Below are 23,675 nucleotides of genomic sequence, written 5' to 3' on the forward strand. Positions count from 1 at the left end.
TAACGATCGGAGGAGTCGAGATGAAGGGATATCCACGAGGTGGCCTGCCGCCTTTGCTGCGGATGCTGATCGTCTTGTGTGCCGCCGCGTCGCTGCAGCCCGCCTTCGCGCAGGACGACGCCCAGCCCGCGGAACTGAACACGATTCCGGTCAGCCAGCCGGCGCCGGAAGTTCCGAAGTCGAGCGAGGCCCAGCCGGCGCCGGCCGAGCCGATCGAGGAGATCATCGTCACTGCGACCAAGCGTGCTGAAAATCCGCGAGACCTGCCGGGCACCGTGACGGCGCTCAGCGGTGCCGACATCGAAAAGCACGGCTATCAGGGGCAGGAGGACTTCCTCAAGCTCGTGCCGGGCGTGACCTTTGCCAATGACTCCACCAACGCCAATCGCATCACCGTGCGTGGCATCGGTGCCGATCTCAACACCAGCAACACCACCGGCGTGTTCTTCGGCGACGTGCCGTTCGACGATCCGATCCTGCCGCGCGTGACCCTGGACCCGAACCCCTTCGATCTGGCCCGCATCGAAGTGCTGAAGGGGCCGCAGGGCACGCTGTTCGGCGGCTCCGCGCTCAACGGCGCGGTGCGCTACATCCCCGAGGAGCCGAAGCTGCAGACCTGGCAGACCAAGGCTTTCGTGCAGGAGGAGGATGTGCACGAAGGGGCAACCGGCCCGACCTACGGACTCGCGCAGAACATTCCCCTGGGCGACACGCTCGCGTTCCGCGTCGTCGGCTTCAATCGCCGCTCGCCGGGTTGGGTCGACGATCTCGAGCGCGATCTGCATGACGTCAACCAGACCAAGCAGTGGGGCGGGCGCGTCATGGGGCTCTGGCAGCCGGGCGAGGTCTGGAAGATTTCCGGCATGGTGATGGCGCAGGACACCAGGATCCGCGACTCCTCGCTTACCGACAACACCGATGGCAATCTGACCCGCTCCGACACGCCGCAGGCCAGCCCCGGCCACACCCGCTACGACCTCGAAACCCTGGGTGTGCAGTATTCCTTCGCGACCTTCGATGCACTCTCGCAGACGACGCGCACCGGCAAGCGCTACAAGGCCTTTGCCGACGCGTCACGCATCGGCAATCTGGTGCCGGAGCCACCGCCGAGCGTGTCGATCATCGGCGACAACCGGTCCGAAAGCTTCATGCAGGAACTGCGGCTGACCTCGAATCCGGATTTCGATCCGGACTGGAAATGGCTGGTCGGCGCGTTCTACCGGCACTACCGGATGACGGAAGACGACGACATTCTCGCCAGCAACGCGACACTGCCGATTCCCGACGCTGCGCTGCAGCTGCTGGACCGGTTGATTCCCGGCTTCGACGGCATCATCACCGACGAAGGCAAGCTCGACCTTGCGCACAGCAGTGCCGATCCGATCATCGTCAAGGAGACCGCGCTGTTCGGCGAGGTCACCGCGACCTTCTGGGATTCGCTGGAGGCGACGCTCGGACTGCGCGCTTTCCTCACGCAGTCCGACAGCCGCGTGGTGTTCTCGGGCGTGCTGGCGGCGTCGCAGACCGTCACGCACGGCGGGCTCGAATACGCCAATGTCGGCAGCCTGACCGAGCACGGCATCAATCCCAAGTTCGCGCTGAAGTACACCTTCAACAAGCACGTCGCCGCCTATGGCTCGGCGAGCCGCGGCTTCCGCTTCGGTGGCCCGCAGGTCCTGATCGGCACGCTGACCTCGACCGCGCCGAGCACGTACAAGTCCGACACGGTGTGGGCCTACGAGTTCGGCCTGCGCACACAGTGGCTGGACAACAAGCTGCTGGCCGACGTCACGCCGTTCCAGATCGACTGGACCGATCCGCAGTTGCAGCAGGCCGACGCCACCGGACTCGGCTCGTACTTCGACAACGTCGGCGGTTCGCGCGTCCGCGGTGTCGAAGTGGCGCTGCGCTATCGCACACCGTTGCCGGGGCTGACGTTCGCGTTCTCCGGCTCGTATGTCGACAACGTCACGACCAAGCCGTTCACCACCAGTTCCGGCGTCAAGACCGAGCCGGGAACGCAGTGGCCGCTGTCGGCGAAGTGGCAGTCGGCGACCACGCTGAGCTATCTCAATCACCTGTTCGGCAACTGGGACGGCGGCGGCTCGCTGACTTACACGACCATCAGTCACGCCCCCAACACGCTCGCCTATCTCGATACCGTGTTCGGATACCAGACGCTGGACGTGATGCTCAACATCGGCAACTCGGCGATGGCCGGCGCGCCGGAGTTCTCGCTGTCGCTGCTCAATGCCACCGACGAGCGCGGAATCCTCAGTGGCGTCAACAACCCGCAGTTCCCGAAGGACCACAACTACATCCGGCCGCGGACCCTGGTCGGGCGGCTGGCTTTCACGTTCTAGGTCGGCAATGCAGAAAGACCATGCAGCACTTGTGTCGGAGCGGCCGGCCGGATCCACGCGGCCCTGTGCCCACATCATCGGCACGGCGGATTCGGTGCGGCTGCGCCTGCCCGGAATCAAGCCGGCTGCGCTGCCGGCGCGCAACGAAGCGCAATCGCTGCGGGTGACGGTCGCCTTGCCGGCGTCCTACGAGAAAGCGAGGCGTCGGCGCTATCCGCTGATCGTGCTCACGGACGCGCGCGAACTGTTCGGCAGCGCCGTCGAAATGTGCCGGGCGGTCGCGGCGGCGCGCGAGACCCGCGAATGCATCATCGTCCGTCACGATGAAGCCTGGCTGGCACCCGAGGATGCCGCCGCCGAGGCCGCGCATCTCGAGCAGATCATCGCCTGGTGCCGTCGCGCCTATCGCGTGCAGCGCGGCGAGGTCGCGTTGTTCGTCAGCGGCGGCGGCGTGCCCTGCGCCAGGACACTGCACGACCGCCGATCGAAGGCGGTCGACCGCTGGATCGTCGTCGCGCAAACGCCATCCGATACGCCGTCGGCCTGGTGTCAGCCGCCAGCTCGTCGCGCCGGTCGCCGGCCGCGCGTCGCCTGGACCGGCACGGCGTCGGTGCCGGTCGCTTTCGATGCAAGCGTGAGCGTCAAGACGCTGCCGGAAGCAACGCCGGCCGGGCAGGTCGTCACCGCCCTGCTGCACGGGCTGCGCGCGCTGTGGGGAACGGGACACGACTACGGCAGCGAGGTGATGCCGCTCGGCAAGCCGCTGGTTGCAGCGCTGCTGCGTGGCGCGATGCCGATCATCCGCCGCCTGCGGCAGTCGGCGAAGGCTCCGCCGGCCAACGAAAGCCGGTACCGGTTCCGCTCCGAGCTCATGGATCGGGATTTCGAAATCTTCGTGTCGCTGCCGCCGCGTGCGCGCGAACGCCGCCAGGCCTATCCCGCGGTCGTCACGCTCGACGGCAGCGCCACCTGGTCGACCTGTTCGGAGATCGCATTGCGCATGGCGGCGGCCGGCGAGATCGAGGATGTCGTGATGATCGGCATCGGCGTGCCGCACGAAGAAGGCGAGGCCGCATTCGGGCTGCGGCGCTTCGAGGAGTTTTCGCCGCCGGCCGGCGATGCCGCGTTCACGGGCGGACTCGGCCGCATCTTCGAATCGATCTTCGCGCTATTCGGTCAGGATGTACGTCGGCACTTCGGACGTGCGCCCGATTTTCACCGCTTCATCGTCGACGAACTGATGCCGGAACTGTTGCGCGTGCTGCCGCTCGATCCGCAGCGTCTGTGCATCGCCGGGCACTCGGCCGGCGGCACCTTCATCGGTTTCGAGCGCGCGCAGGCCGATTCGCCGTTCTCGCGCTTCGCGGTGTCGAGCCCGGGCGTGTCGATCTCGGACAACTGGATGCTGAAGGCCGATGGCGGCCTGCGGCCCGGCCTCGCCCGCGGCCGCAGGACCATCGTCACGATGGGCGGCGAAGAACGACACAATGCGTTCAATGCGCTGGCGGGCATTCCCTTGTCGGCGCACTATGCGCGGCAGCTTGAAGTGCTCGACGCCGGCGAGGTCGAGTTCCTCTGTCTTGACGGTGATTCGCACACGACGGTCTTCCCGCGCGCCTTTGCGCTGGCCATGTCCCGACTATTCGCAAGCGAGGTTCGCGGTGCTTAGGAAACTGATGCGCGGTCTGGGCTGGACGCTCGCCATCCTGCTGGCCGTGGTGCTGGTGCTGATCGCCTGGATTCATCACGAGGGCCGGCCGCCGCATGGCCGGGCGCAGTACGTCGCGATGGGCAGCTCGTTCGCCGCCGGTCCGGCGATCACCACGCGCGCTGCCGACAGTCCCTGGTTCTGCGCGCGCTCGCAGGACAATTACGCGCATCAGCTCGCGCGGCTGCGCCAGCTGTCGCTGGTCGATGTCAGCTGCGGCGGTGCGACGACGCGGCACATCCTCGGCGGCGGCTTCCTGATGCTGCCGCCGCAGCTCGACGCGGTGACGAGCGACACCGAACTGGTCACGATCACGATCGGCGGCAACGACATCGACTACATCGGCAACATGATGGCGCTGGGCTGCGACGCGAGCACGCCCTGGTACCTGCGCCGGGTCGGCGCCTGCCGCAGTCGCAGCGTCGGCCGCATGGAACAGGATCTGCGCGACACCGCGCTGCGGATGGGCCGCATCGTCGACGAGATCCATCGTCGTGCGCCGAAGGCGAAGGTCGTGCTCGTCACCTATCAGACCGTGCTCCCCGACCAGGGCACTTGCGAGCGGCTCGGTCTGAGCGATGCGCAGGTCGCGCAGATGCGCGACATCGCCGACCAGCTCGCGGACACGACCCGCCGCGTCGCGCAGCAACATGGCGCGCTGCTGCTGGACGCCGCGAGCCTGACCCACGGTCACGATGTCTGCGCCGCCGATGCGTGGATGAACGGCATGCGGCCGTCGCGCGGTCTGCTCGGTGCGCCGCTGCACCCGACGCTGGCGGCGATGACCGCGATCGCGCAGGCGCTCGACGCGCTGCTCGACCAGGCGCCGCCGGCATCGTGAGCGCTTCGCCGAGCCCGGGGCATTGCGCGCGACGCGCGCGTGCCGGTTCCGTGCGTACGCAGCGGCTGCTGCCGTGCCTGTTCGCCCTTGCGCTGATGGCGGCGGTGCCGATCGCCGAGGCCGCGCCGACGCCGCTGGCGGACCCCTTCTTCTTCTACCAGCGCGCGCCCGAGTACGACTCGGTCGTGAAGACCTCCGGCGTCGAGGTGCCGGTACGCACGCCGGACGGCGGCTCCAGCCATCTGTCCTGCCGCCTGTACCGGCCGGCCCGTCATGGCGTTGCCGTGCCGGGAAAATTCCCGGGCATCGTCATGGACTACTTCGCCTACCATCTGGTGGACGTCGTCGAGAGCCTCGGCGGGCACTTCGATTTCTTTCCCGAGCATGGCTACAACGTCATCAACTGCGATGTGCCGGGCAGTGGCAGCTCGCCCGGTATCCTCGATCAGTTCGGCCCGGCCGAAACCCTGGCGAACTACGACCTGATCGAGTGGTTTGCGGCGCAGCCGTATTCGGACGGCAACATCGGCCAGCAGGGCGCGAGCTACGGCGGACACACGACCAACAAGGTCGCGGCGCTGCGGCCGCCGCATCTGAAGGCGATCGTGCCGGATTCGTCGTTCGTCGACTGGTACGAGCAGACCATCTACCACGGCGGCATCCGCAACGAGTCGATCTACTACCAGGTCTGGGGCATGCCGATCGCTGCGTTCGGCGGCAGCAATCTGTTCGGCGCGCTCAAGGGCATTCGTCGCGACACGCTGCATCGCTACGGCGAACATCCGCTGTACGACGATTACTGGCGTGCGCACGGCCTCGGGCCGAACCTCGCGAACTACCTTGTGCCGGCGCTGGTGGTCGACGGCTGGAACGATCGCTACAAGGACGCCGCCATCACGCTCTACACCGCGCACAAGGACACGGTCTGGCTGTTGATGGGGCCCTGGGGCCACGCCGCCTACAAGGGCGCGAACGCGACCGGCACCCTGGTCGAGACCTCGCATCAGCTCGCCTGGTACGACCACTGGCTCCGGCATCTGCCGGGCGCGCCCTTGCCACGCGCGAAAATCACTTCCTACGAAATGCCGGACGACGCCGGCAGCGCCGGCTGGCAGCAGTATGCGGACTGGCCACCGGCATCGGTTGCCGGCACACGCTTCCATTTCACGGCCGCCCGAACGATGAGCACGGCCGCCGCCACGCAGGCCGCGGTCCTGCAGTGGCAGGTCAAGGCCGACGACAGCGGTTCGGACCCGGCGAGCGGCAAGCAGAAGTCGGGTGTCGATCAGGCCGCTGCCGATGCCAGTGCGTATCGACTGACGTTCACCACGGCGCCGTTGCCGGCCGACACGGTGATCGCCGGTTCGGCCGAAGTGCATCTGAATGTCGCCTTCAGCGCGAACGGCGGAAATCTGGTGGCGCGGCTGATGGAAGTGCTGCCCGGCGGCACGGTCCGGCAGGTCGCGACCGGCTGGCTGAAGGCCAGTCATTATCGCGGTGACGATCAACTGCAGCCGATCACGCCGGGTGCGCGCTACGACATGCAGGTCCATGTGCTGGCCACCGACTGGCGATTCCGCAAGGGCAGCCGCTTGCGGATCTCGCTGTCGAGTGGCGATGTGCCGGACGCCACGGCCGATGCGGCACCGGGAACGGTGTCGGTCGCGGTCGGCGGCGGCGCGCAGTCCTACGTGGAGCTGCCGATCATCACCGCCGGCGCAGCGAACGCGGCGGTCGTGGTCGCGCCGGCGAGTGCGGCGGATTGCAGTGCCTGCCGGCCTTCGCCTGCGCATTGAAGCTGCGACAAGCGCGGCGCCGGGCGCGCTTCCGGCATCAGTCCTGCCGATCGGCTTCGAGGTCTGCCGCGTCGTGCTTGCGGTCGCCGAGGGCGGCCTGGATGCCGGCGATGCGCGCACGGTTCAGCGGATAGTTCCAGATCAGCGCCGCGGCGCCGAGCAGGCCGATGGCGGGCAGGACGGCGCTCACCAGCTTGATGCCGAGTATGCCGCTGCTGGTCTGCACCGCGGCGGCGGCATCGAATCCGGACGCGCCGACCAGCGCGACGCCGGCCGCCGCCGAAACGCCGCCCAGTGATTTCTGCAGAAAGGTGAACAGCGAGGCGTAGAGGCCGCCGTGATCGCGGCCGGTTTCGAGCAGACCGTAATCGACGATGTCGGCGGTCATCGTGTAGACGATCACCGAGCCGCTCAGGCAGAACAGCAGCGTCGTGTAGAGCACGGAACTCAGCGGCAGTGCCAGCGGTCCGGGCGAGATCAGCGCCAGCGCCGCACAGGCGAACACGCCGATGGCCAGACACACGGCCCACACCCGGTGCCGTTCCCAGCGCGCCGACAGCGCAGTCCAGAACGGCACGCCGAGGATCGTCGACACGAAGGCCACCAGCATGATGGCCGGATACTGCTTGCCGAGGCCCAGGTACGAGTCCATGTACAGATAGCTCACGCCGCCGGCCAGGCCGCCGAGCACATTGACCGGCAGAAACGCGGCGAGCAGGCGCAGCAGCGGCTTGTTGCCGCGCACCGCGGCGAGAATTTCGCGCACGCCGAAGCGCTCTTTCGCCGGTGCCAGGCCGGGCTTCTCCGTCGGCACGCGCAACACCAGCATCACGGTCACCAGCGGCAAGGCGACGATGCAGATCAGGGCGGCGAATCCGAGGCTGCGGAAGTCGAGTTCGGTGCTGTCCGAATAGCCGGCCTGCACCGCCAGAAACGGGATCACGAAGAACAGCAGCTGGCCGGCGAGCATGGCCAGGCCGCGCCAGGCCTGCACGCGGGCACGTTGTGCATAGTCCGCCGACAGGCCGTAGCTCCAGGCCTGCAGCGGGATTTCGATCACCTTCCATCCGACATAGGTGACCGCGGTCCACAGACCGAAATACAGCACGCTGACGCCGGACGGCGGGCGCAGCAGGAACCAGACGCCGACCATCGACAGCAGCGCCCCGGCGATCACCCAGCTGCGGCGCGTGCCGCTGCGTGCGTGGCTGCGGTCGGACCAATAGCCGATGAGCGGGTAGGTGACGGCGTCGAACATCTTGGTGATCAGCATGGCCGCCGCCAGCGCGGTCAGCGAAAGCCCGGCGTGCTTGGCGTACACCGCCTGGATCTGTCCCTCGGGGCCGTGCATCACGCCGAGCACCAGCGTCGGCAGGGTGAAGGCGATCAACAGACTGCGTTGCAGCGGTGCGGCGGTGCTGGAACTCATGGACAGGCTCTCACGTGATAGACCTCGCATGCGGATGGCGCCGGGCATGGCCGCGATTGCGTGCCGACATCGGCCGGCCGCCGCGGCAATCGCTTATCCGTCCGCAAGCCTACTTGACGTCATCCGAATAATACAGCAATGTATGTTGAAAGAGGACAGTGTCCTCAATTAAATCCGACCGAGCATCAATGCCGACCACCGCTTCCGCAACGCCGCGACCCGGCCCGCGACCCAGTACCAGCCGTCGGGAGATCGTCCAGTGCGCGATCCGCATGCTGGACCGCGACGGCGCCGAGGCCCTCACGTTTCGCGCCGTGGCGCGCGAACTCGACGTCGCGGTCGGCGCGCTCGGCCGCTATTTCAGGAATCTGGCGGACCTCGAAGACGAGGTCGCGGCGGCGCTGCTGTCCGGAATGCGTCCGCTCGACGACTCCAGCGCGGCCGGTCTGCGCGAGCAGTTGCTGCGGTTCGGGCTGGACTGGCTGGAAATCATGCGCAAGCACCCGTACCTGGCGACGATCCTGGGCCCTGCCAGCGCGGAAGTGGTGGCCCGCCACGTCGCGCAGTGCGTGAAGGTGATGGTCGCCGCCGGCATCGAGTTCGAGCAGGCAATGGCCATCTACTCGGTGGTTGCCAATCTCGCCTACGCCTGGGGCGTGCAAGGTGCGAGACAGAGCAAGCCGGGACTGCAGCCAGTGCTGGCGCAGGTGTTCTCCGAGCAGCTCGGCGGGCTCGCGCCGCAAATCGCGAAGCTCGCCGCCGCTCCGGGCACCGCGATCTACCGCCGCTGGCTGAAGCTTTGTATCGACGGTCTGCTGCCGCTGCAGCAGGCCCCACGCAAACGGCGCTGAGCGCAGCCGCCCATTCATTCACGAGGAAGAGCTTGCCGATGAACTATCCCCACGCCCGGATCCAGCCGACCGCCGTCAGTTATGGCCGTGTCCGTTACACCGACGACTATCAGTGGCTGGAGGAGGAAACGGCGGAAGCCCTGGCCTGGGAGGCAGAGCAGGATCGTCTGGCGCAGGACTGGCTGCGCAACACACCGGCCAGGGCGCGTGCGGAAGCGCTGATCGACGCGATGCCACGCATCAGCGCGGATTTCCCGAGCTACAGCGGCGGCCGCTGGTTCCAGAGGCGCACGCCGTCCGATCGGAAAATGCAGGTGCTCGAAGTCGCCGACTCGATCGATGGCCCCTGGCGCTGCATTGTCGATCTCAATCAGATGTCGGCCGGCCGCATGCTCGCCGCCGACAGCTTTGTGCCGTCGCCGGACGGACGCAAGCTGCTGTTCAGCCTCGGCGTCGACGGCAACGAGCTCGCCGAGCTGCGCGTGGTCGATGTCGACAACGGCACGATGCTGGTCGACTCGGTTCGCCAGATCCGCCCGTTCTTCGCCGTGTGGTCCGCGGACAGCAGCGGCTTCTACTACACCGCAATCGATCCTGCGGTGTCGATGGAAGAGATGAGGGTGTTCAGGCAGGTGCTGGGTGCGGCACCGGTGACGCGACCCGAGGCCTACGAGATGACCCACCCGATGACCTGGGCGAAGAGCGCCGGCGACGGCAGGCATCTGTTCATCATCGCCGATCATCTCAATCCGCGGCCGGACTACATTCGCGACGACACCACCGGCGAGGCCTGGCGCCCTTTCCTCAAGGGCGAGACCGCCCTGTTCCGCGGCGAGATCATCGGTGACCGCTACTACGCCGTCACCGACGAGGGCGCGCCCTGCGGGCGGCTGGTCTCGATTCCGCTGGCGACGCCGACCGATCGCAGCACCTGGACGGAGCTGCTCGCCGGCTCGGAAAACGTGCTCGGCACGCTGTTCGCGGTCGACGGCCTGCTGGTGCTCGCCGATCTGGTCGACTGCTACTCGCGCATGCGGGTGTTCGACACCGAGGGCCGGCTCAAGGGCGAGATCGGGATGCCCGGCCATGGCTCGATGAGCGCGATCAATTTCGTGATCCCGAACATGCTGGACATGTTCGCCAAGGGCAGCAGCGGCGACGTGCTGTTTCCGTTCTCGACGGCGGCGCAGTCGCCGGCGCTGTACCGTGCCAATGTCCACACGCTGGAAGTGGAAGCGCTGACCCGGCCGCTGCTGAAGATCGACGCACGGTTCCAGGATCATTCGGCCATCAGCGCCGACGGCGCACGCGTGCCGTACAACGTCATCGCCCGCGCCGATGTCGACCTGACGCAGCCGCAGCCGACGGCGATCTACGGCTACGGCGGCTTCGCGGTGGCGCTGGTGCCGTCGTGGGTCGGCACCTGGCTGGCGGCCTGGGTGCAGGCCGGCGGCGTGCTGGTGCTCGGCCACCTGCGCGGCGGCGGCGAACTGGGCCCGGAGATGTGGCATCAGGGTCGTTTGCTGAACAAGCAGAACAGCTTCAACGACGTCTATGCGATCGCCGAAGACCTGATAGCGCGGCGCATCACCACCGCCGCGCAGCTGGGCGTGGTCGGCGGTTCCAATGGTGGCGCGATGGCGGCCGCCGCGGTCGTGCAGCGTCCGGACCTGTTCCGTGCCGCCATCTCGCAGGTCCCGATCACCGACGCACTGGCGCGCGCACGCGACCCGATCACGATGGGTGCGACCATGGACTACGGCGATCCGAACGATCCGGACCTGTCGGAAGCGCTGCTGGCCTGGAGTCCGTACCACAACATCAAGGACGGCACGGCCTATCCGTCGCTCCTGCTCGACGCCGGCAAGAGCGACGTGCGCTGTCCGCCCTGGCATGTGCGCAAGATGGCAGCGCGCATGCAGCCGGCAAACACGAGCTCGCACCCGATTCTGATGCGCGTGCGCGAAGGCGTCGGTCATGGCGCGGCGGATGTCGAAGGGCAACGCGCGCAAGGCAGCGACTGGCTGGGTTTCTTCATCGGCGAACTCGGCCTGGCGCCGTAGCCGAGCAGCCGTTTCCATCGGAATCAGCGGAAGAATGTCATCGTGAGAATGCAGGAGCGTTATGCCGGCGCCGAGAAGCTGCTGGCGCCGGTGGCCGCCGGCAAGCTGAAAAACACGGCACCGGTCGCACGCTGGATCGATAACACCGATGCCTGCTGGTACCGGCGGCATCAGGCCGACGGACACGAATGGGTGATCGTCGATGCGGTGTCGGGCGCGCGCCGCGCGGCCTTCGATCATCGTCGCCTGGCCGCGTCGCTGACCGCGCTCGGTCATCCGTCCGATGCCGGCAGGCTGGGCATCGAAGTCACGAGCGTGACGCTCGATCGCGTCGAGTTCACGTTCGAGCACAGGCGCTATCGCTGGTCGGACGGCAGCGGCGAGCCGAGCCTGCTCGGCGAGGTCGAAGCGGCACACGGACCGTCGCGGTCGCCGGACGGCAAGTGGTTGCTGGGCCAGCGCGACGGCAACCTCTGGCTGGCGCAGGCCGGCGGTGCGCCGCAGCAGATCACGCACGACGGCACGCCGGACGACGGCTATGCGATCTATCACGGCAACTACCGCGCCGGCTACATCACGCGCAGCCGTGTCGACGCCAGGGATCAGGCGGCCGGCATCGTCTGGGCGCCGGACAGCAGCAAGCTGATCGTCTGGCGCGTCGATCAGCGCCACGTCGAAGCGTATCCGATGGTCGAAACGGCGCCGCGCGACGGCAGCTTCCGGCCGAAGCTGCATCTGCCGCGCATGCCGCTGACGGGCGAGGCGACGCCGACCATACGCTGGCTGTGTCTCGATCTGGCCAGCCGCCGACTGACGCCGCTGCAGTTGCCGGACGATCAGCTGCATCTGCACCAGGACTGGGAGGCCGTGCGCAAATGGATGTGGAGCCCGGACTGCACGCACGCCTGGGCGGTGATGTTCGGTGCCGATCAGAAGACGGCATCGCTGCTCGACATCGATCTGGCCAGCGGTGCGGCGCGCGTGGTTGTTGCGGAAACCGACGAGCCGCGTGTCGAGCTGAACACGACTTCGTACAGCCCGGTCGCGGTCGATGTCATCGGCGATCTCGAACAGGTGGTCTGGTACAGCCACCGCTCCGGCTGGGGCCATCTGTACCGTTACGACGGCAGGACCGGGCAGCTGCTCAATGCGATCACCAGCGGCGCGTGGCTGGTGCGTGATCTGATCGACGTCGACCGGCGCAGCGGGCGCGTGCTGTTCACGGCCTCCGGTCGCGAGGGCGGCAATCCGTATCTGCGCTCGCTGTACGCGGTGAATCTGGACGGCAGCGGCCTGCGGCGGCTGACGCCGGCGGGTGTCGATGCCGACATCAATCCCGGCCTGTCGGCGATCTCGAAGACCACCGAGTTCATTCGCCAGCTGTCACCGAGCGGTCGGCATCTGCTGTACACGCGCTCGACGGTTTCGCAGCCGCCGCAAACCGTCATCGTGCGGCTCGCGGACGGCCACGAAACGCTGATCGAGCAAGCCGATGTCTCGGCGCTGCTCGCCGACGGTTATGTGCCGCCGGAGGAATTCGTCACGCTCGCGGCCGACGGCAAGACCGAAATCCACGGCCTGCTGTACCGGCCGGCGGTGCTGCCGGCCGATGGCAGGGCGCCGGTCATCGTCGCCCAGTACGCCAGCCCGCTGATGGCGGCCTGTCCGCGCACGTACGTGGGCGCTGTCGTCGGTCCCGGGCAATGGATTTCGCCGGCTGCCTTTGCCGCGCTGGGCTGCGCGGTGATCGCGCTCGATGCGCGCGGCACGACCAGCCGCAACCGGGCGTTCGCGACGGCCGGGCAGGGCAGGCTGAATCTGATCGGCATGGACGATTACGTCGCCGCCATCACGCAACTCGGCGAACGCCACCGCTGGCTCGACACGCGTCGCGTCGGCATCCAGGGCGGCTCCTACGGCGGCTTTGCGGTGATCCGCGCGATGCTGGAATTCCCGGAGGTCTTCACGGTCGGCGTGTCCGGTGTGCCGATGTGCACCGTGCACGGCATCTATCCGGATTATCACTGGACCGGCTGGCACGGCGCGCCGGACTACGGCGACGGCCGCAGCGAGCGCCCCGGTGCGACGGCGCGGCCGCAGAACTACGCGTCGCTGGATGCCACCGAGCAGATCGGAAAGCTCAAGGGTCCGCTGCTGGTCATGGCCGGCGAGCTGGACGAGAACTGCCCGCTGCCGCCGATCATGCAGATGTATGCGGCAGCCGTGGAGGCCGACGCGCCGATGGATCTGATCGTGATGCCGGGCTGCAGCCACCAGACCGTGATCCGCACGCGTTACACCTTCCGCAAGGTCATGGATCATTTCTGCCGTCATCTGCTCGGCAAGGCACCGCCGGCGAAGTTCCGCTTCAGCGTCCTGCCGCAGCGGCCCGAGCCGGACGATCGCGCGACGGCGTGGTAGAGCGTACGACTGCGTTCGTTGTCATCACCAGGGGCCGCAGCCGGCGAACGGCACGGCGGCCCGGTCCCAGCATCACCGGAGCCGGTTCATGAGTATCAAGATTCTGCGCAACAGCCTGATCTTCGACGGTCGCAGCGACGTATTGATCGAAGGCGGCAGCATCGTCATCGAGAACGACCGGATTCGCGAGATCGCGGCCGGTGATGCACGCATCGATGGCGCGACCGTGATCGACATGGGCGGCCGCTTCGTCATGCCGGGTCTGCTCGACGTGCATTTCCACGTCTACGGCATCTCGCTGAACATGCATCTGATCGACAACATGACCCTTCCCCTGAAGGTCGCGTACGCCGCGCGCCTGCTGAAGGGAACCCTGCATCGCGGCTACACCACGGTTCGCGATCCGGCCGGCGGCGAGATCGGCCTGCATCTCGCCATCCACCAGGGCCTCATGGAAGGGCCGCGCCTGTACTACGGCGGCAAGGCGCTGTCGCAGACCGGCGGCCACGGCGACATGCGACCTGCGCACCAGCTCGACGGGCCCTGCGGCTGCAGCGCGAACAGCACCTTCGCCGAGATCGTCGACGGCGTCGAGAACGTGCGCGTGTTCTGCCGCAACGAGCTGCGCAAGGGCGCCGACCACATCAAGGTCTTCATTTCCGGTGGCGTCGCGTCGCCCACCGATCCGATCTGGATGCCGCAGTACACCGACGAGGAAATCGAAGCCGCCGTTCACGAAGCCGGCACGCGCCGCAAATACGTGGTTGCACACTGCCACACCGATGACGGCGCACGTCGCTGTCTGAAGACCGGCATCCGCTCGATCGACCACTGCACGATGATCACCGAGGACACGGCGAAACTGATCGCGGCCGCCGACGGCAAGGCCTATGCCGTGCCGACGATCGCCGTGCAGGAACAGATCATGCGCCATGGCCCCGAACTGGGCGTGTTCGGCGAGAGCCTGGAGAAGATCAGGATCGCGCACGCCGCCGCCTACCGCTCGATGGAATTCCTGAAGCGCGCCGGCGCGCGGGTCGGCATGGGCACCGATCTGTTCGAGGAGCGCTTTCATCCGATGCAGAACGAGGAGTTCAGCTTCCGTGCCGACATCTTCGAGCCGATCGACCTGCTGCGTTCGGCGACCAGCGTCAATGCCGAGATCATGCAGAAGCGCGGGCAGGTCGGCAGCATCGAGCCGGGCGCCTATGCGGACCTCATCGCCATCGACCGCAATCCACTGCGGGACATTCACGTCATGGCGCGGCCCGACGAGCACTTCTCGATGATCATGAAAGGCGGCGAGTTCGTGCGCAATCGCCTCTAGGGCCGGCCAGACCTGACGACCTCGCCGTGGCCGAGTCTGCCTTGCCGCAGCACAAGCAACGCGGAAGGGGGTGTACGAGGTGTACACGCGCGAATCGGTCTGCTCCGTAAAATACAGAACTGTATAATAAAAGCACGAATCCGGTCGGCGACGTTTCGCGGCCCGCCGGGCCAGGCGCCAGCGCCGGAAGAGGTCATGAGCATGCCGGAACAGGAATTTGTCTTCGCGGTTCGCGGCTCGGCGCCGTCGGGCACGCCTGCCGACGTGACGGCGGCGATGTGCGGCCGCGGACTCGATCGCCGCGACCCTGCAACGTCCTGCGAGGCCGCTGTCGCGCCGACCTTCGCGACGCTGCGGCCGGCGACATCGCGAGCCGACCGCGAGTCCGGGCCGCGGCAGAACGTCGCGCAAACGGCGGCGCGTCCGCAGCGGGCCTGAACGCCGTGGATACCGGACTGGCTTGTACGTGCCTGGACGCGCGCACCGAGCTCGACAGCGAGCGCGGCGCCGACGCCGGTCCCGCGGCCCCGGCCTTCACGCCGCGCGAAATGCAGGTGCTGTATCTGGTCGCCTGCGGCCGTTCGTGCAAGCAGATGGCCGCGGCGCTGCACATCTCCATGTGCACCGTCGATGTCTACCGCCGACGGTTGTTCGCCAGGCTCGGCGTGCGCAATGCCGTTGCCCTGCAGCGCCACGCCATTCTGTCCGGCTGGCTGAGGCTGACGTGAAGCCGGCGTTCCGATCGCCGGCCCGGCTTCATTGGCCGATCTCGGGCCCGACCATCGGCGAAGCGTGGCGTGGCACGCGCATTACCATACATGAATGTATAGTAGTAGCGGAGCTGTTCGCCGCAGCAGCCGGATTCGCTGGGCCGGCGTGAGCGCAAGTCCGGGAGCCGTTAGCATGGACGCCGCGATCCCGTGACAGTGACGGAACCGTGGGCACGGAGGATCTATGGACGAAGCGGATGGACCGTACAAGGGACCGGCCGGCGGATGGCCGGCGCTTGCCAGCTCGCTGAAGCACGTGAAGGAGCAGGGCATCGTCGGGCTTGGTTCGCTGACCATGCTGAAGGCGAACCAGCCCGACGGCTTCGACTGCCCGGGCTGCGCGTGGCCGGACGCCAATCCGCATTCGACGTTCGAATTCTGCGAAAACGGCGTGAAGGCGGTGGCGGCAGAGGCCACGGCGCGGCGCGTGACGCGCGAGTTCTTTGAGGCACACACGGTCGAGGCGCTCGGCGCCATGGACGACTACGCGCTGGAAGGGCAGGGCCGGCTGACCGAGCCGATGGTCTATGACGCGCCGTCAGATCGATACCGGCCGATCGCCTGGGACGAGGCATTCGCGCTGATCGCGCGGCATCTCCGTGGACTGAGCGATCCGAACCAGGCCGCGTTCTACACGTCGGGACGCACGTCCAACGAAGCCGCGTTCCTGTATCAGCTGTTCGTTCGCGAGTTCGGCACGAACAACCTGCCCGACTGTTCGAACATGTGCCACGAACCGTCCGGCGTCGCGCTCACCGAACAGATCGGGATCGGCAAAGGCACCGTGCTGCTGGAGGACTTCCTGCACGCCGATGCCATTTTCATCTTCGGCCAGAATCCGGGCACCAATCATCCGCGCATGCTCGGCGAGCTGCGTGCGGCATCGAAACGCGGTTGCCGGATCGTCAGCTTCAATCCGCTGCGCGAGCGCGGCCTGGAACGTTTCGCGCATCCGCAGTCCGCGCTCGAAATGACGACCGGCGGTTCGACGCGAATCTCCTCGCACTACTACCAGCCCCGACTCGGCGGCGATCGCGCCGCGCTGCTCGGCATCGCACGCTGCGTGCTGGAGGCGGGCGATGTCGATGCCGCGTTCATCGCCGCCCATACGCAGGGCTATGAGGCATTCCGCGCCATGGTGCTGGCCCAGACCTGGGCCGATATCGAGCGCGGGTCCGGCCTGGCTCGCCGCGAGATCGAAGAAGCCGCTGCGGTCTACATGGCGTCCGGGGCGACGATCTTCTGCTGGGGCATGGGCATCACTCAGCACAAGCACGCGGTTGCGACCATCCAGACGCTGATCGATGTCCTGCTGCTGAAAGGCAACATCGGCAGGCCCGGCGCCGGCGCCTGTCCGGTGCGTGGCCACTCCAATGTTCAGGGCGACCGCACGATGGGCATCTACGAGCAGCCGGGCGAAGCGTTCCTGGCGCGGCTCGGCAAGGCATTCGATTTCGAACCGCCGCGCGCGCATGGCCATGATGTCGTCGGCAGCATCGAGGCCATGCTGAAAGGCGAGGTCAAGGTCTTCGTCGGCATGGGCGGCAACTTCGCGGCGGCCACGCCGGATCGGGATCGGACCGGCGAGGCGCTGCGTCGCTGCGCGCTGACCGTCAACATTTCGACCAAGCTGAACCGCTCGCATCTCGTGCACGGTCGGGCGTCGCTGATCCTGCCCTGTCTCGGCCGCACCGAAATCGATGTCCAGGCCGGCGCGCCGCAGGGCATGACGGTCGAGGATTCGATGAGCATGGTGCATGTCTCGACCGGCATGAACGCGCCGGCCGCCGGCAGCCTGAGATCCGAACCGGCGATCGTCGCCGGCATGGCCGCGGCCACCCTGCCGCACAGCAGGACGCGCTGGTACTGGCTGGTCGAGGATTACCGGCGCATACGCGACAAGATCGCCGAGGTGATCCCGGGCTTCGAGGACTTCAACCAGCGGCTGGCGGTGCCGGGCGGCTTCTATCTCGGCAACCCGGCGCGCGAGCGACGCTGGGAAAACGCGGCCGGGCGTGCCGTGTTCTACGCCCATCCGCTGGTGCCGCCACCGGCGGCACCGGCCGCTGCGCCGCTGACGCTGATGACGATGCGCAGTCACGACCAGTACAACACCACCATCTATGGCCTGCACGATCGCTATCGCGGCATCAAGGGCGAGCGTCGCGTGTGCTTCATCAGCGCCGGCGATCTGCAAACGCTCGGGCTGCAGCACGGACAATGGGTCGACATCGTCTCGGTGTGGCACGACGGTGAACGTGTCGCGCCCGGCTTCAAGCTCGTCGAATACGACATTCCGGCTGGCTGCATCGGTGCCTACTACCCGGAAACCAATGCGCTGGTGCCGCTGGACTCCTACGCCGACCGGGCGCGCACACCGACTTCCAAGTCGATCCCCGTACGCCTGCGGCCGTCCGTCCGTGACGCGGCATGAGCGGGGTCGATCTGCAAGGCCTGCTGCAGCTGATCGCCGCGGACGACGGCACCTCGCTTCCTCGCGCGGCAAGGAAACTCAGGCTCGGTCAGAGCCAGTTGCTGCGGGCGCTGACCGCGCTGGGCGGCCATGGCGCGGCAGGAGCAGCTGCGTTGATCGAGGTCAGGGGCGACAGTCCGCAACGGCTTTACCTGACGCCCGCCGGACGCGCGCATCTGGAGCGTGACGATGAAACATGAGCCGCTGAGAATCGTGCAGGCGACGCGCATCGAACGCAGCATTCGCGAAGATCGCAACGAGACGCTGGCGGACGAGACGCCGATCGCCCTGGTCTACAACGGCCGCTCGCACGCCGTGATGATGGCGACGCCCGGCGATCTCGACGACTTCGCGTACGGCTTCACGCTGGCCGAAGGGATCGTCGATGATGTCGGCGAAATCGAGATCGTCGACCGTCTGTACACCGCGCACGGCATTTCGCTGCAAATGCTGATCCCGCAACGACGCTATGACCGCCTGCGGGACCGCGAGCGGAACCTGACCGGTCGTACCGGCTGCGGCCTCTGCGGCGCCGCCACGCTCGAAGCGGCGATGCGGCCGATCCGTCGCGTGACATCGACGGCGGCGATTGCCACGGAACGCCTGCCGGACGCCTTTGCCCGCCTGATCGCGGCGCAGCCGCTGAACGATCGCAGTGGCGCCCTGCACGCCGCGGCGCTGATCATGTCCGACGGACCGATGCTGGTCCGGGAAGACGTCGGCCGCCACAATGCCGTCGACAAGGCGCTCGGCGCCGCGGCAATGCACCGGGATCGGCCGCGCGCGCTGCTGGTCACGTCGCGGGCTTCGTACGAAGTCATACACAAGGCGGCACAACGCAACTGTCCGGTGGTCGCCGCCGTGTCGGCGCCAACGGCGCTGGCGGTGCGCTTTGCCGAAGAGGCCGGCATCACCCTGATCGGTTTCGCGCGCGGGAATCGCATGACCGTCTACAGCCATCCCTGATGCGCAGCGCGTACGCCTGCCTGCGCGAACGCCGGGGCAGCGGCGAGCCTGAATCGTCCGCGGCGACGGCCGGGTCGTGGTGCCGCCGCAGCCCGAATTCCGTGATCCGAGATTCGCCAGTATTGTATTATACGTTTGTGCATGATACGGTTTGTTCAGACGCTCAGAACGGATCCCATGCGCTATTCGGCCCTCACCCTTGCTCGCAATGCCCTGACCGGCCATCGGCAGTGGCAACCCATGTGGCGGGACGCCCAGCCGCAGCCGCACTACGACGTGGTGATCGTCGGCGGCGGCGGCCACGGTCTGGCGACGGCCTACTACCTGGCGAAGCATCACGGCGTGAAGCGCGTCGCGGTGCTGGAAAAGGCCTGGATCGGCGGCGGCAACACCGGCCGCAACACGACCATCGTGCGCTCGAACTATTTCCTGCCCGAGTCTTCGGCGTTCTACGAGTTCTCGGTGCAGCTGTACGAGAAGCTCAGCCGCGAGCTGAACTACAACATCATGTTCTCGCAGCGCGGCATGATCACGCTCGCGCATTCGCGGCACGACGAGGAAACGCTGCGCCGTTCGTTCAACGCGATGTCGCTGAACGGGGTCGATTGCGAGTGGCTGGAACCGGACGAGGTGTTCGAGCGCATGCCGCTCTACAACCGCGCCGGGCGCTTCCCGGTGCGTGCCGGTCTCGATCAGCCACGCGCCGGTTCGGCGCGACACGATGCGGTCGCCTGGGGCTACGCCCGCGCGGCGTCCGATCTCGGCGTCGACATCATCCAGAACTGTGAAGTCACCGGCTTCCTCGGTGGCGACGGCCATGTCGGCGGCGTGTCGACGAGCCGCGGCAACATCGGTGCGGACAAGGTCTGCCTTGCCGTAGCCGGGCACACCAGCCAGATCGCCGCGAAAGCCGGGCTGCAACTGCCGATCACCAGCTACGCCTTGCAGGCTTTCGTGTCCGAACCGGTCAAGCCGGTGTTCGACACCGTCGTGCTGTCGCCGGCCACCGGCGTCTATCTGAGCCAGACCGACAAGGGCGAGCTGGTGATCGGCGGCGCGCTCGACCTGTATCCGTCGTACGCGCAGCGCGGCAATTTCCATACGGTCGAAAACGTCGTCGCCGGCATGCTCGAGATGTTTCCCGCGTTCTCGCGTCTGCGTCTGATGCGCCAGTGGGCCGGCATCGTCGATGTGGTTCGCGACTCCTCGCCGATCCTCGGGCCGAGTCCGGTCGACAACCTCTATCTGAACTGCGGATTCGGCACCGGCGGCTTCAAGGCGATTCCGGCCGGCGGCTGGACCATGGCGCATACGCTGGCGACCGGCGATGTCCATCCGCTGATCAAACCCTTTGCCCTCGAACGTTTCCAGAACGGTGCGCTGATCGATGAAGCGGCCGCAGCCGGGATTGCCCACTGATGCTGCTGATCTCCTGTCCTTTTTGCGGCCCGCGCGACGAGACCGAATTCCGTTGCGGCGGCCAGAGCCACATCCAGCGGCCCGGTCCGCACACCGCGGTCAGTGATGCCGACTGGGGCGCGTACCTGTATACGCGCGACAACCCCAAAGGCTGGCACTTCGAGCGCTGGCTGCATGCCGGTGGTTGCCGGCAGTGGTTCAACCTGGCGCGCAGCACCGTCACGCACGAAATTCGCGCGGTCTACGCGATGGGCGAGGCGGCGCCGGTGATCGGGGAGTCGTCATGAGCCAGCCCCTGCGTCTGCCCGAAGGAGGTCGCATCGATCGCAGCCAGCCGCTGCGCTTCGAATTCGATGGTCGTGCCTACATCGGCTACGCCGGCGACACGCTGGCCTCGGCACTGATCGCCAACGGCGTGCGCGTCACCGGCCGCAGCTTCAAGTACCACCGTCCGCGCGGGACGATGGCGGCCGGCTTCGAGGAAGCCAACAGCATCGTGCAACTCGGGCGCGCGTCGCGCACCGAGCCGAACCTGCGCGCCACGCAGATCGAACTGAGCGAAGGCCTGCAGGCACGCGCGGTCAATTGCTGGCCGAGCGCGCGTTTCGACCTGTTCTCGTTCTTCCGGCTGTTCAAGCCGTTCTGGCCGGCCGGCTTCTACTACAAGACTTTCATGGCGCCGAGCTGGCACCTGTGGGAGCCGGCGATCCGCCACGGTGCCGGCCTCGGTGTCGCGCCGCGCGTTGCCGACCCGGACGTCTACGAAAAGCGCTTTGCCGGCGCCGATGTGATCGTCGTCGGCGCCGGCCCCAGCGGGATCGCCGCCGCACTGGCGGCAGCGCGGGCCGGTGCGTCCGTGATTCTGCTCGACGACAAGCCGGACCTGGGCGGCTCGTTGCTGTACGAAGCCGGCGCGATCGAGGGGCTTGCGGCGGCGCAGTGGAAAGACGCGCAGCTGCAGGCGCTGGGCGCGCTGCCGAACGTGCAGCTGATGACGCGGACCACGGCGTTCGGCTACTACGACCACAACCACCTGCTCGCCAACGAGCTGCTGCCGGGGTCCGCGCACGGCGCGCGCCAGCGGCTCTGGAAGATTCGCGGCAAGCGCATCGTCATGGCGACCGGCGCGCTGGAACGACCGCTGGTGTTTCCGAACAACGACCGGCCCGGCGTGATGCTGGCAGGCGCGGCGCGCCAGTACCTGCATCGCCATGCGGTGCTGCCGGGCCGGCGCATTGTCGTCGCCACCAACAACGACAGCGCCTACGAGGTCGCGATCGAGCTCAAGCAGGCGGGTGCCGACATCGCGTTGATTGCCGATACCCGGACGATCGCCGACAGCACGCTCGCCGCGCAGGCGCGTGCGCTCGGCATCGAGGTCGCCGGCGGTCTGTCACCGACCGACACGCGTGGCAGCAAGAGCCTGCACGCGGTTGAACTCCACGAGGTCGACGCACAGGGCCGCGTTAGACCGGGCAGCGCGCGGCGCGTGTCCGCCGACTCGCTGCTGGTGTCCGGTGGCTGGAACCCGACCGTGCATCTGTTCTCGCAGTCCGGTGGCAGCCTGCGTTACGACGACGCGCAGAAGGCCTTTGTTCCGGCCCGCTATGCGCAGCCGGGATTCATGGTGGGGGCCGCCGCCGGCATCGCGCAACGTGCGGATGCGGTCGCGTCGGCACGCGTCGCCGGCGCTGAAGCCGCTGCCGGCCGCAGCGGCAGCGTGGCGCCGGTGGGCGAGGGCGCCAGCGGACAGAGCTTCTGGTCGGTCGACGTCACGCCGCTGGGTCGCGCGGTGTCGAAGTCCTGGGTCGATCTCGCCAGCGACTCGACCGAATCCGATCTGCGCCTCGCCGCGCGCGAGAATTTCATTTCCGTGGAGCTGTTCAAGCGCTACACCACGACCGGCATGATGACCGACCAGGGCAAGACCTCGAACGTCAATGCGATCGGCATCCTCGGTGGCGTCATCGGCAAGGCGCCCGGTGAAGTCGGCACCACGCGTTTCCGGCCACCGTTCAATCCGGTCAGCTTCGGCGCGATCGCCGGCCGCAATGTCGGTGCGCACTACCGGCCGCTGCGGCGTCTGCCGACGCACGACGCGCAGCTCGCGCTCGGCGCGCATGTCGAGGACTACGGCGCCTGGCTGCGGCCCTCGCACTATCCGCGCGCCGGCGAGTCGGAGACGGTGACGATCGCGCGCGAGGTGCACGCCGTGCGCTCGGCGGTCGGCCTGCTCGACTATTCGCCGCTCGGCAAGATTCTGGTGTCCGGGCCGGACGCCGCGACCTTCCTGCAGCGCATGTACGTCAACAACGTGCAGACGCTGAAAGTCGGCGCCTGCCGCTACGGCCTGATGCTCGGCGAGGACGGCATCGTCAAGGATGACGGCGTGCTCGTGCGCTGGAGCGAGGATTCGTTCGTCGTCGGCACCACCAGCGGGCAGGCCGATCGCATCGTCGACTGGCTGGAGGAATGGCTGCAGTGTGAGTGGACCGGACTCGACGTCACGGTCGAATCGATCACCACGCAATGGTCGACGCTGATGCTCGCCGGACCGCGGGCGCGCGAGCTGCTGATGCGTCTGGGTACGGGCATCGATCTGTCCGCCGACGCGTTTCCGCACATGACGGCGCGCGAAGGCCTGCTCGGCAAGGTGCCGTTGCGCATCTCGCGCGTGAGCTTCACCGGCGAGCTGAGTTTCGAGATCAGCGTGCCCTGGAATTGCGGGCGCGCGCTGTGGGATCGGCTGCTCGGCCTCGGCGCGGACCTCGGCATCCAGCCGTTCGGCCTCGAATCGCTGCTGCTGATGCGTGTCGAAAAGGGCTTTCTGCACGTCGGGTCCGATACCGACGGCCTGACGCTGCCGCAGGATGTCGGCTTCGCCGCGATCATCGACAAGAAGAAGGAAGACTTCGTCGGCCGTCGTTCGACGATGACGCCGGACGCGTTGCGCCAGGATCGCCGGCAACTGGTCGGCCTGTTGCCGGTCGACGGTCGCACGCTGCTGCCTTGCGGCGCGCACATCGTCGGCGAGGATTTCGTGAAGGCGCCGGTGCGTTCGCAGGGCTGGGTCACTTCGTCGGTGTACAGCCCGACGCTGAACAAGCCGGTGGCGATGGGCCTGGTCGAGCGCGGGCTGGAACGGCTCGGCCAGCGCGTGAAGATCTTCGACGACGGCCGCTGCATCGATGCGACGATCACCAGCATGGCGTTCTACGACGCCGACGGCGCGCGCCTGAGGATGTGAA

17 protein-coding genes are annotated in these 23,675 nt (G+C 67.5%); 16 read left to right on the forward strand and 1 reads right to left on the reverse strand.

All coding sequences use genetic code 11. The features are described from left to right. Positions 1–20 precede the first annotated feature (20 nt). The 4 genes from G7Y85_RS04995 to G7Y85_RS05010 all read left to right on the forward strand — a co-directional run bounded on the left by G7Y85_RS04995 (position 21) and on the right by G7Y85_RS05010 (position 6,708). The gene (locus G7Y85_RS04995; RefSeq protein WP_166252722.1) at positions 21–2,363 is read left to right on the forward strand and encodes a TonB-dependent receptor; all 2,343 of its coding nucleotides are present in this window, start codon (positions 21–23) and stop codon (positions 2,361–2,363) included. 94 nt (positions 2,364–2,457) lie between these two features. Then, positions 2,458–4,032 carry an alpha/beta hydrolase gene (locus tag G7Y85_RS05000; protein ID WP_166252725.1) on the forward strand — a complete coding sequence of 525 codons (1,575 nt, stop codon included), beginning with the start codon at positions 2,458–2,460 and terminating at the stop codon, positions 4,030–4,032. Positions 4,033–4,039: 7 nt separating this feature from the next. Next, the gene (locus tag G7Y85_RS05005) at positions 4,040–4,912 is read left to right on the forward strand and encodes an SGNH/GDSL hydrolase family protein (RefSeq protein WP_166252728.1); all 873 of its coding nucleotides are present in this window, start codon (positions 4,040–4,042) and stop codon (positions 4,910–4,912) included. Next, the gene (locus G7Y85_RS05010) at positions 4,909–6,708 is read left to right on the forward strand and encodes a CocE/NonD family hydrolase (RefSeq protein ID WP_166252731.1); all 1,800 of its coding nucleotides are present in this window, start codon (positions 4,909–4,911) and stop codon (positions 6,706–6,708) included. Before G7Y85_RS05005 ends, G7Y85_RS05010 begins: the two co-directional genes overlap by 4 nt. 37 nt (positions 6,709–6,745) lie before the next feature. Here G7Y85_RS05010 and G7Y85_RS05015 read toward each other — a convergent pair whose 3' ends face one another. Continuing rightward, a complete protein-coding gene (locus G7Y85_RS05015) occupies positions 6,746–8,137 on the reverse strand; it encodes an MFS transporter (protein ID WP_166252734.1) in 1,392 nt (463 codons plus the stop codon). 188 nt (positions 8,138–8,325) lie between these two features. Here G7Y85_RS05015 and G7Y85_RS05020 point away from each other — a divergent pair, with 188 nt between their 5' ends. From G7Y85_RS05020 to G7Y85_RS05075, 12 genes are all read left to right on the forward strand, one after another. Continuing rightward, entirely contained in the window at positions 8,326–8,988 is a 663-nt protein-coding gene (locus tag G7Y85_RS05020) for a TetR/AcrR family transcriptional regulator (RefSeq protein WP_166252738.1), read from the forward strand. Positions 8,989–9,026: 38 nt separating this feature from the next. Next, positions 9,027–11,051: a prolyl oligopeptidase family serine peptidase gene (locus G7Y85_RS05025; protein ID WP_166252741.1), complete on the forward strand. Its 2,025-nt coding sequence runs from the start codon at positions 9,027–9,029 to the stop codon at positions 11,049–11,051. A gap of 48 nt (positions 11,052–11,099) precedes the next feature. Continuing rightward, positions 11,100–13,472 carry a S9 family peptidase gene (locus tag G7Y85_RS05030; protein WP_241696035.1) on the forward strand — a complete coding sequence of 791 codons (2,373 nt, stop codon included), beginning with the start codon at positions 11,100–11,102 and terminating at the stop codon, positions 13,470–13,472. Between the two features lie 88 nt (positions 13,473–13,560). Then, positions 13,561–14,799 carry a metal-dependent hydrolase family protein gene (locus tag G7Y85_RS05035; protein ID WP_166252748.1) on the forward strand — a complete coding sequence of 413 codons (1,239 nt, stop codon included), beginning with the start codon at positions 13,561–13,563 and terminating at the stop codon, positions 14,797–14,799. A 195-nt stretch (positions 14,800–14,994) separates the two neighbouring features. Next, positions 14,995–15,237, forward strand: a complete 243-nt coding sequence (locus G7Y85_RS05040) for a hypothetical protein (protein ID WP_166252751.1) — start codon at positions 14,995–14,997, stop codon at positions 15,235–15,237. A gap of 5 nt (positions 15,238–15,242) precedes the next feature. Next, positions 15,243–15,527 (forward strand): response regulator transcription factor, encoded by a 285-nt coding sequence (locus G7Y85_RS20425; protein WP_166252754.1) that lies wholly within the window; start codon positions 15,243–15,245, stop codon positions 15,525–15,527. A 226-nt stretch (positions 15,528–15,753) separates the two neighbouring features. After that, positions 15,754–18,003, forward strand: a complete 2,250-nt coding sequence (locus G7Y85_RS05050; protein ID WP_166252757.1) for an FdhF/YdeP family oxidoreductase — start codon at positions 15,754–15,756, stop codon at positions 18,001–18,003. Next, a complete protein-coding gene (locus G7Y85_RS05055; protein WP_166252760.1) occupies positions 18,000–18,242 on the forward strand; it encodes a hypothetical protein in 243 nt (80 codons plus the stop codon). The genes G7Y85_RS05050 and G7Y85_RS05055 overlap by 4 nt, the downstream gene beginning before the upstream one ends. Further along, positions 18,232–19,008: a formate dehydrogenase accessory sulfurtransferase FdhD gene (fdhD, locus tag G7Y85_RS05060; protein ID WP_166252763.1), complete on the forward strand. Its 777-nt coding sequence runs from the start codon at positions 18,232–18,234 to the stop codon at positions 19,006–19,008. Before G7Y85_RS05055 ends, fdhD begins: the two co-directional genes overlap by 11 nt. A 177-nt stretch (positions 19,009–19,185) precedes the next feature. Next, positions 19,186–20,427, forward strand: a complete 1,242-nt coding sequence (locus G7Y85_RS05065; protein WP_166252766.1) for a sarcosine oxidase subunit beta family protein — start codon at positions 19,186–19,188, stop codon at positions 20,425–20,427. Then, on the forward strand, positions 20,427–20,714 hold the full coding sequence (locus tag G7Y85_RS05070; RefSeq protein ID WP_166252769.1) for a sarcosine oxidase subunit delta: 288 nt from the start codon (positions 20,427–20,429) through the stop codon (positions 20,712–20,714). Before G7Y85_RS05065 ends, G7Y85_RS05070 begins: the two co-directional genes overlap by 1 nt. Then, positions 20,711–23,674: a sarcosine oxidase subunit alpha family protein gene (locus G7Y85_RS05075; RefSeq protein ID WP_166252772.1), complete on the forward strand. Its 2,964-nt coding sequence runs from the start codon at positions 20,711–20,713 to the stop codon at positions 23,672–23,674. Before G7Y85_RS05070 ends, G7Y85_RS05075 begins: the two co-directional genes overlap by 4 nt. The last annotated feature ends 1 nt before the right edge of the window (position 23,675 follow it).

The organism is Solimonas terrae (assembly GCF_011067135.1).
GTDB classification, from domain to species: domain Bacteria; phylum Pseudomonadota; class Gammaproteobacteria; order Nevskiales; family Nevskiaceae; genus Solimonas; species Solimonas terrae.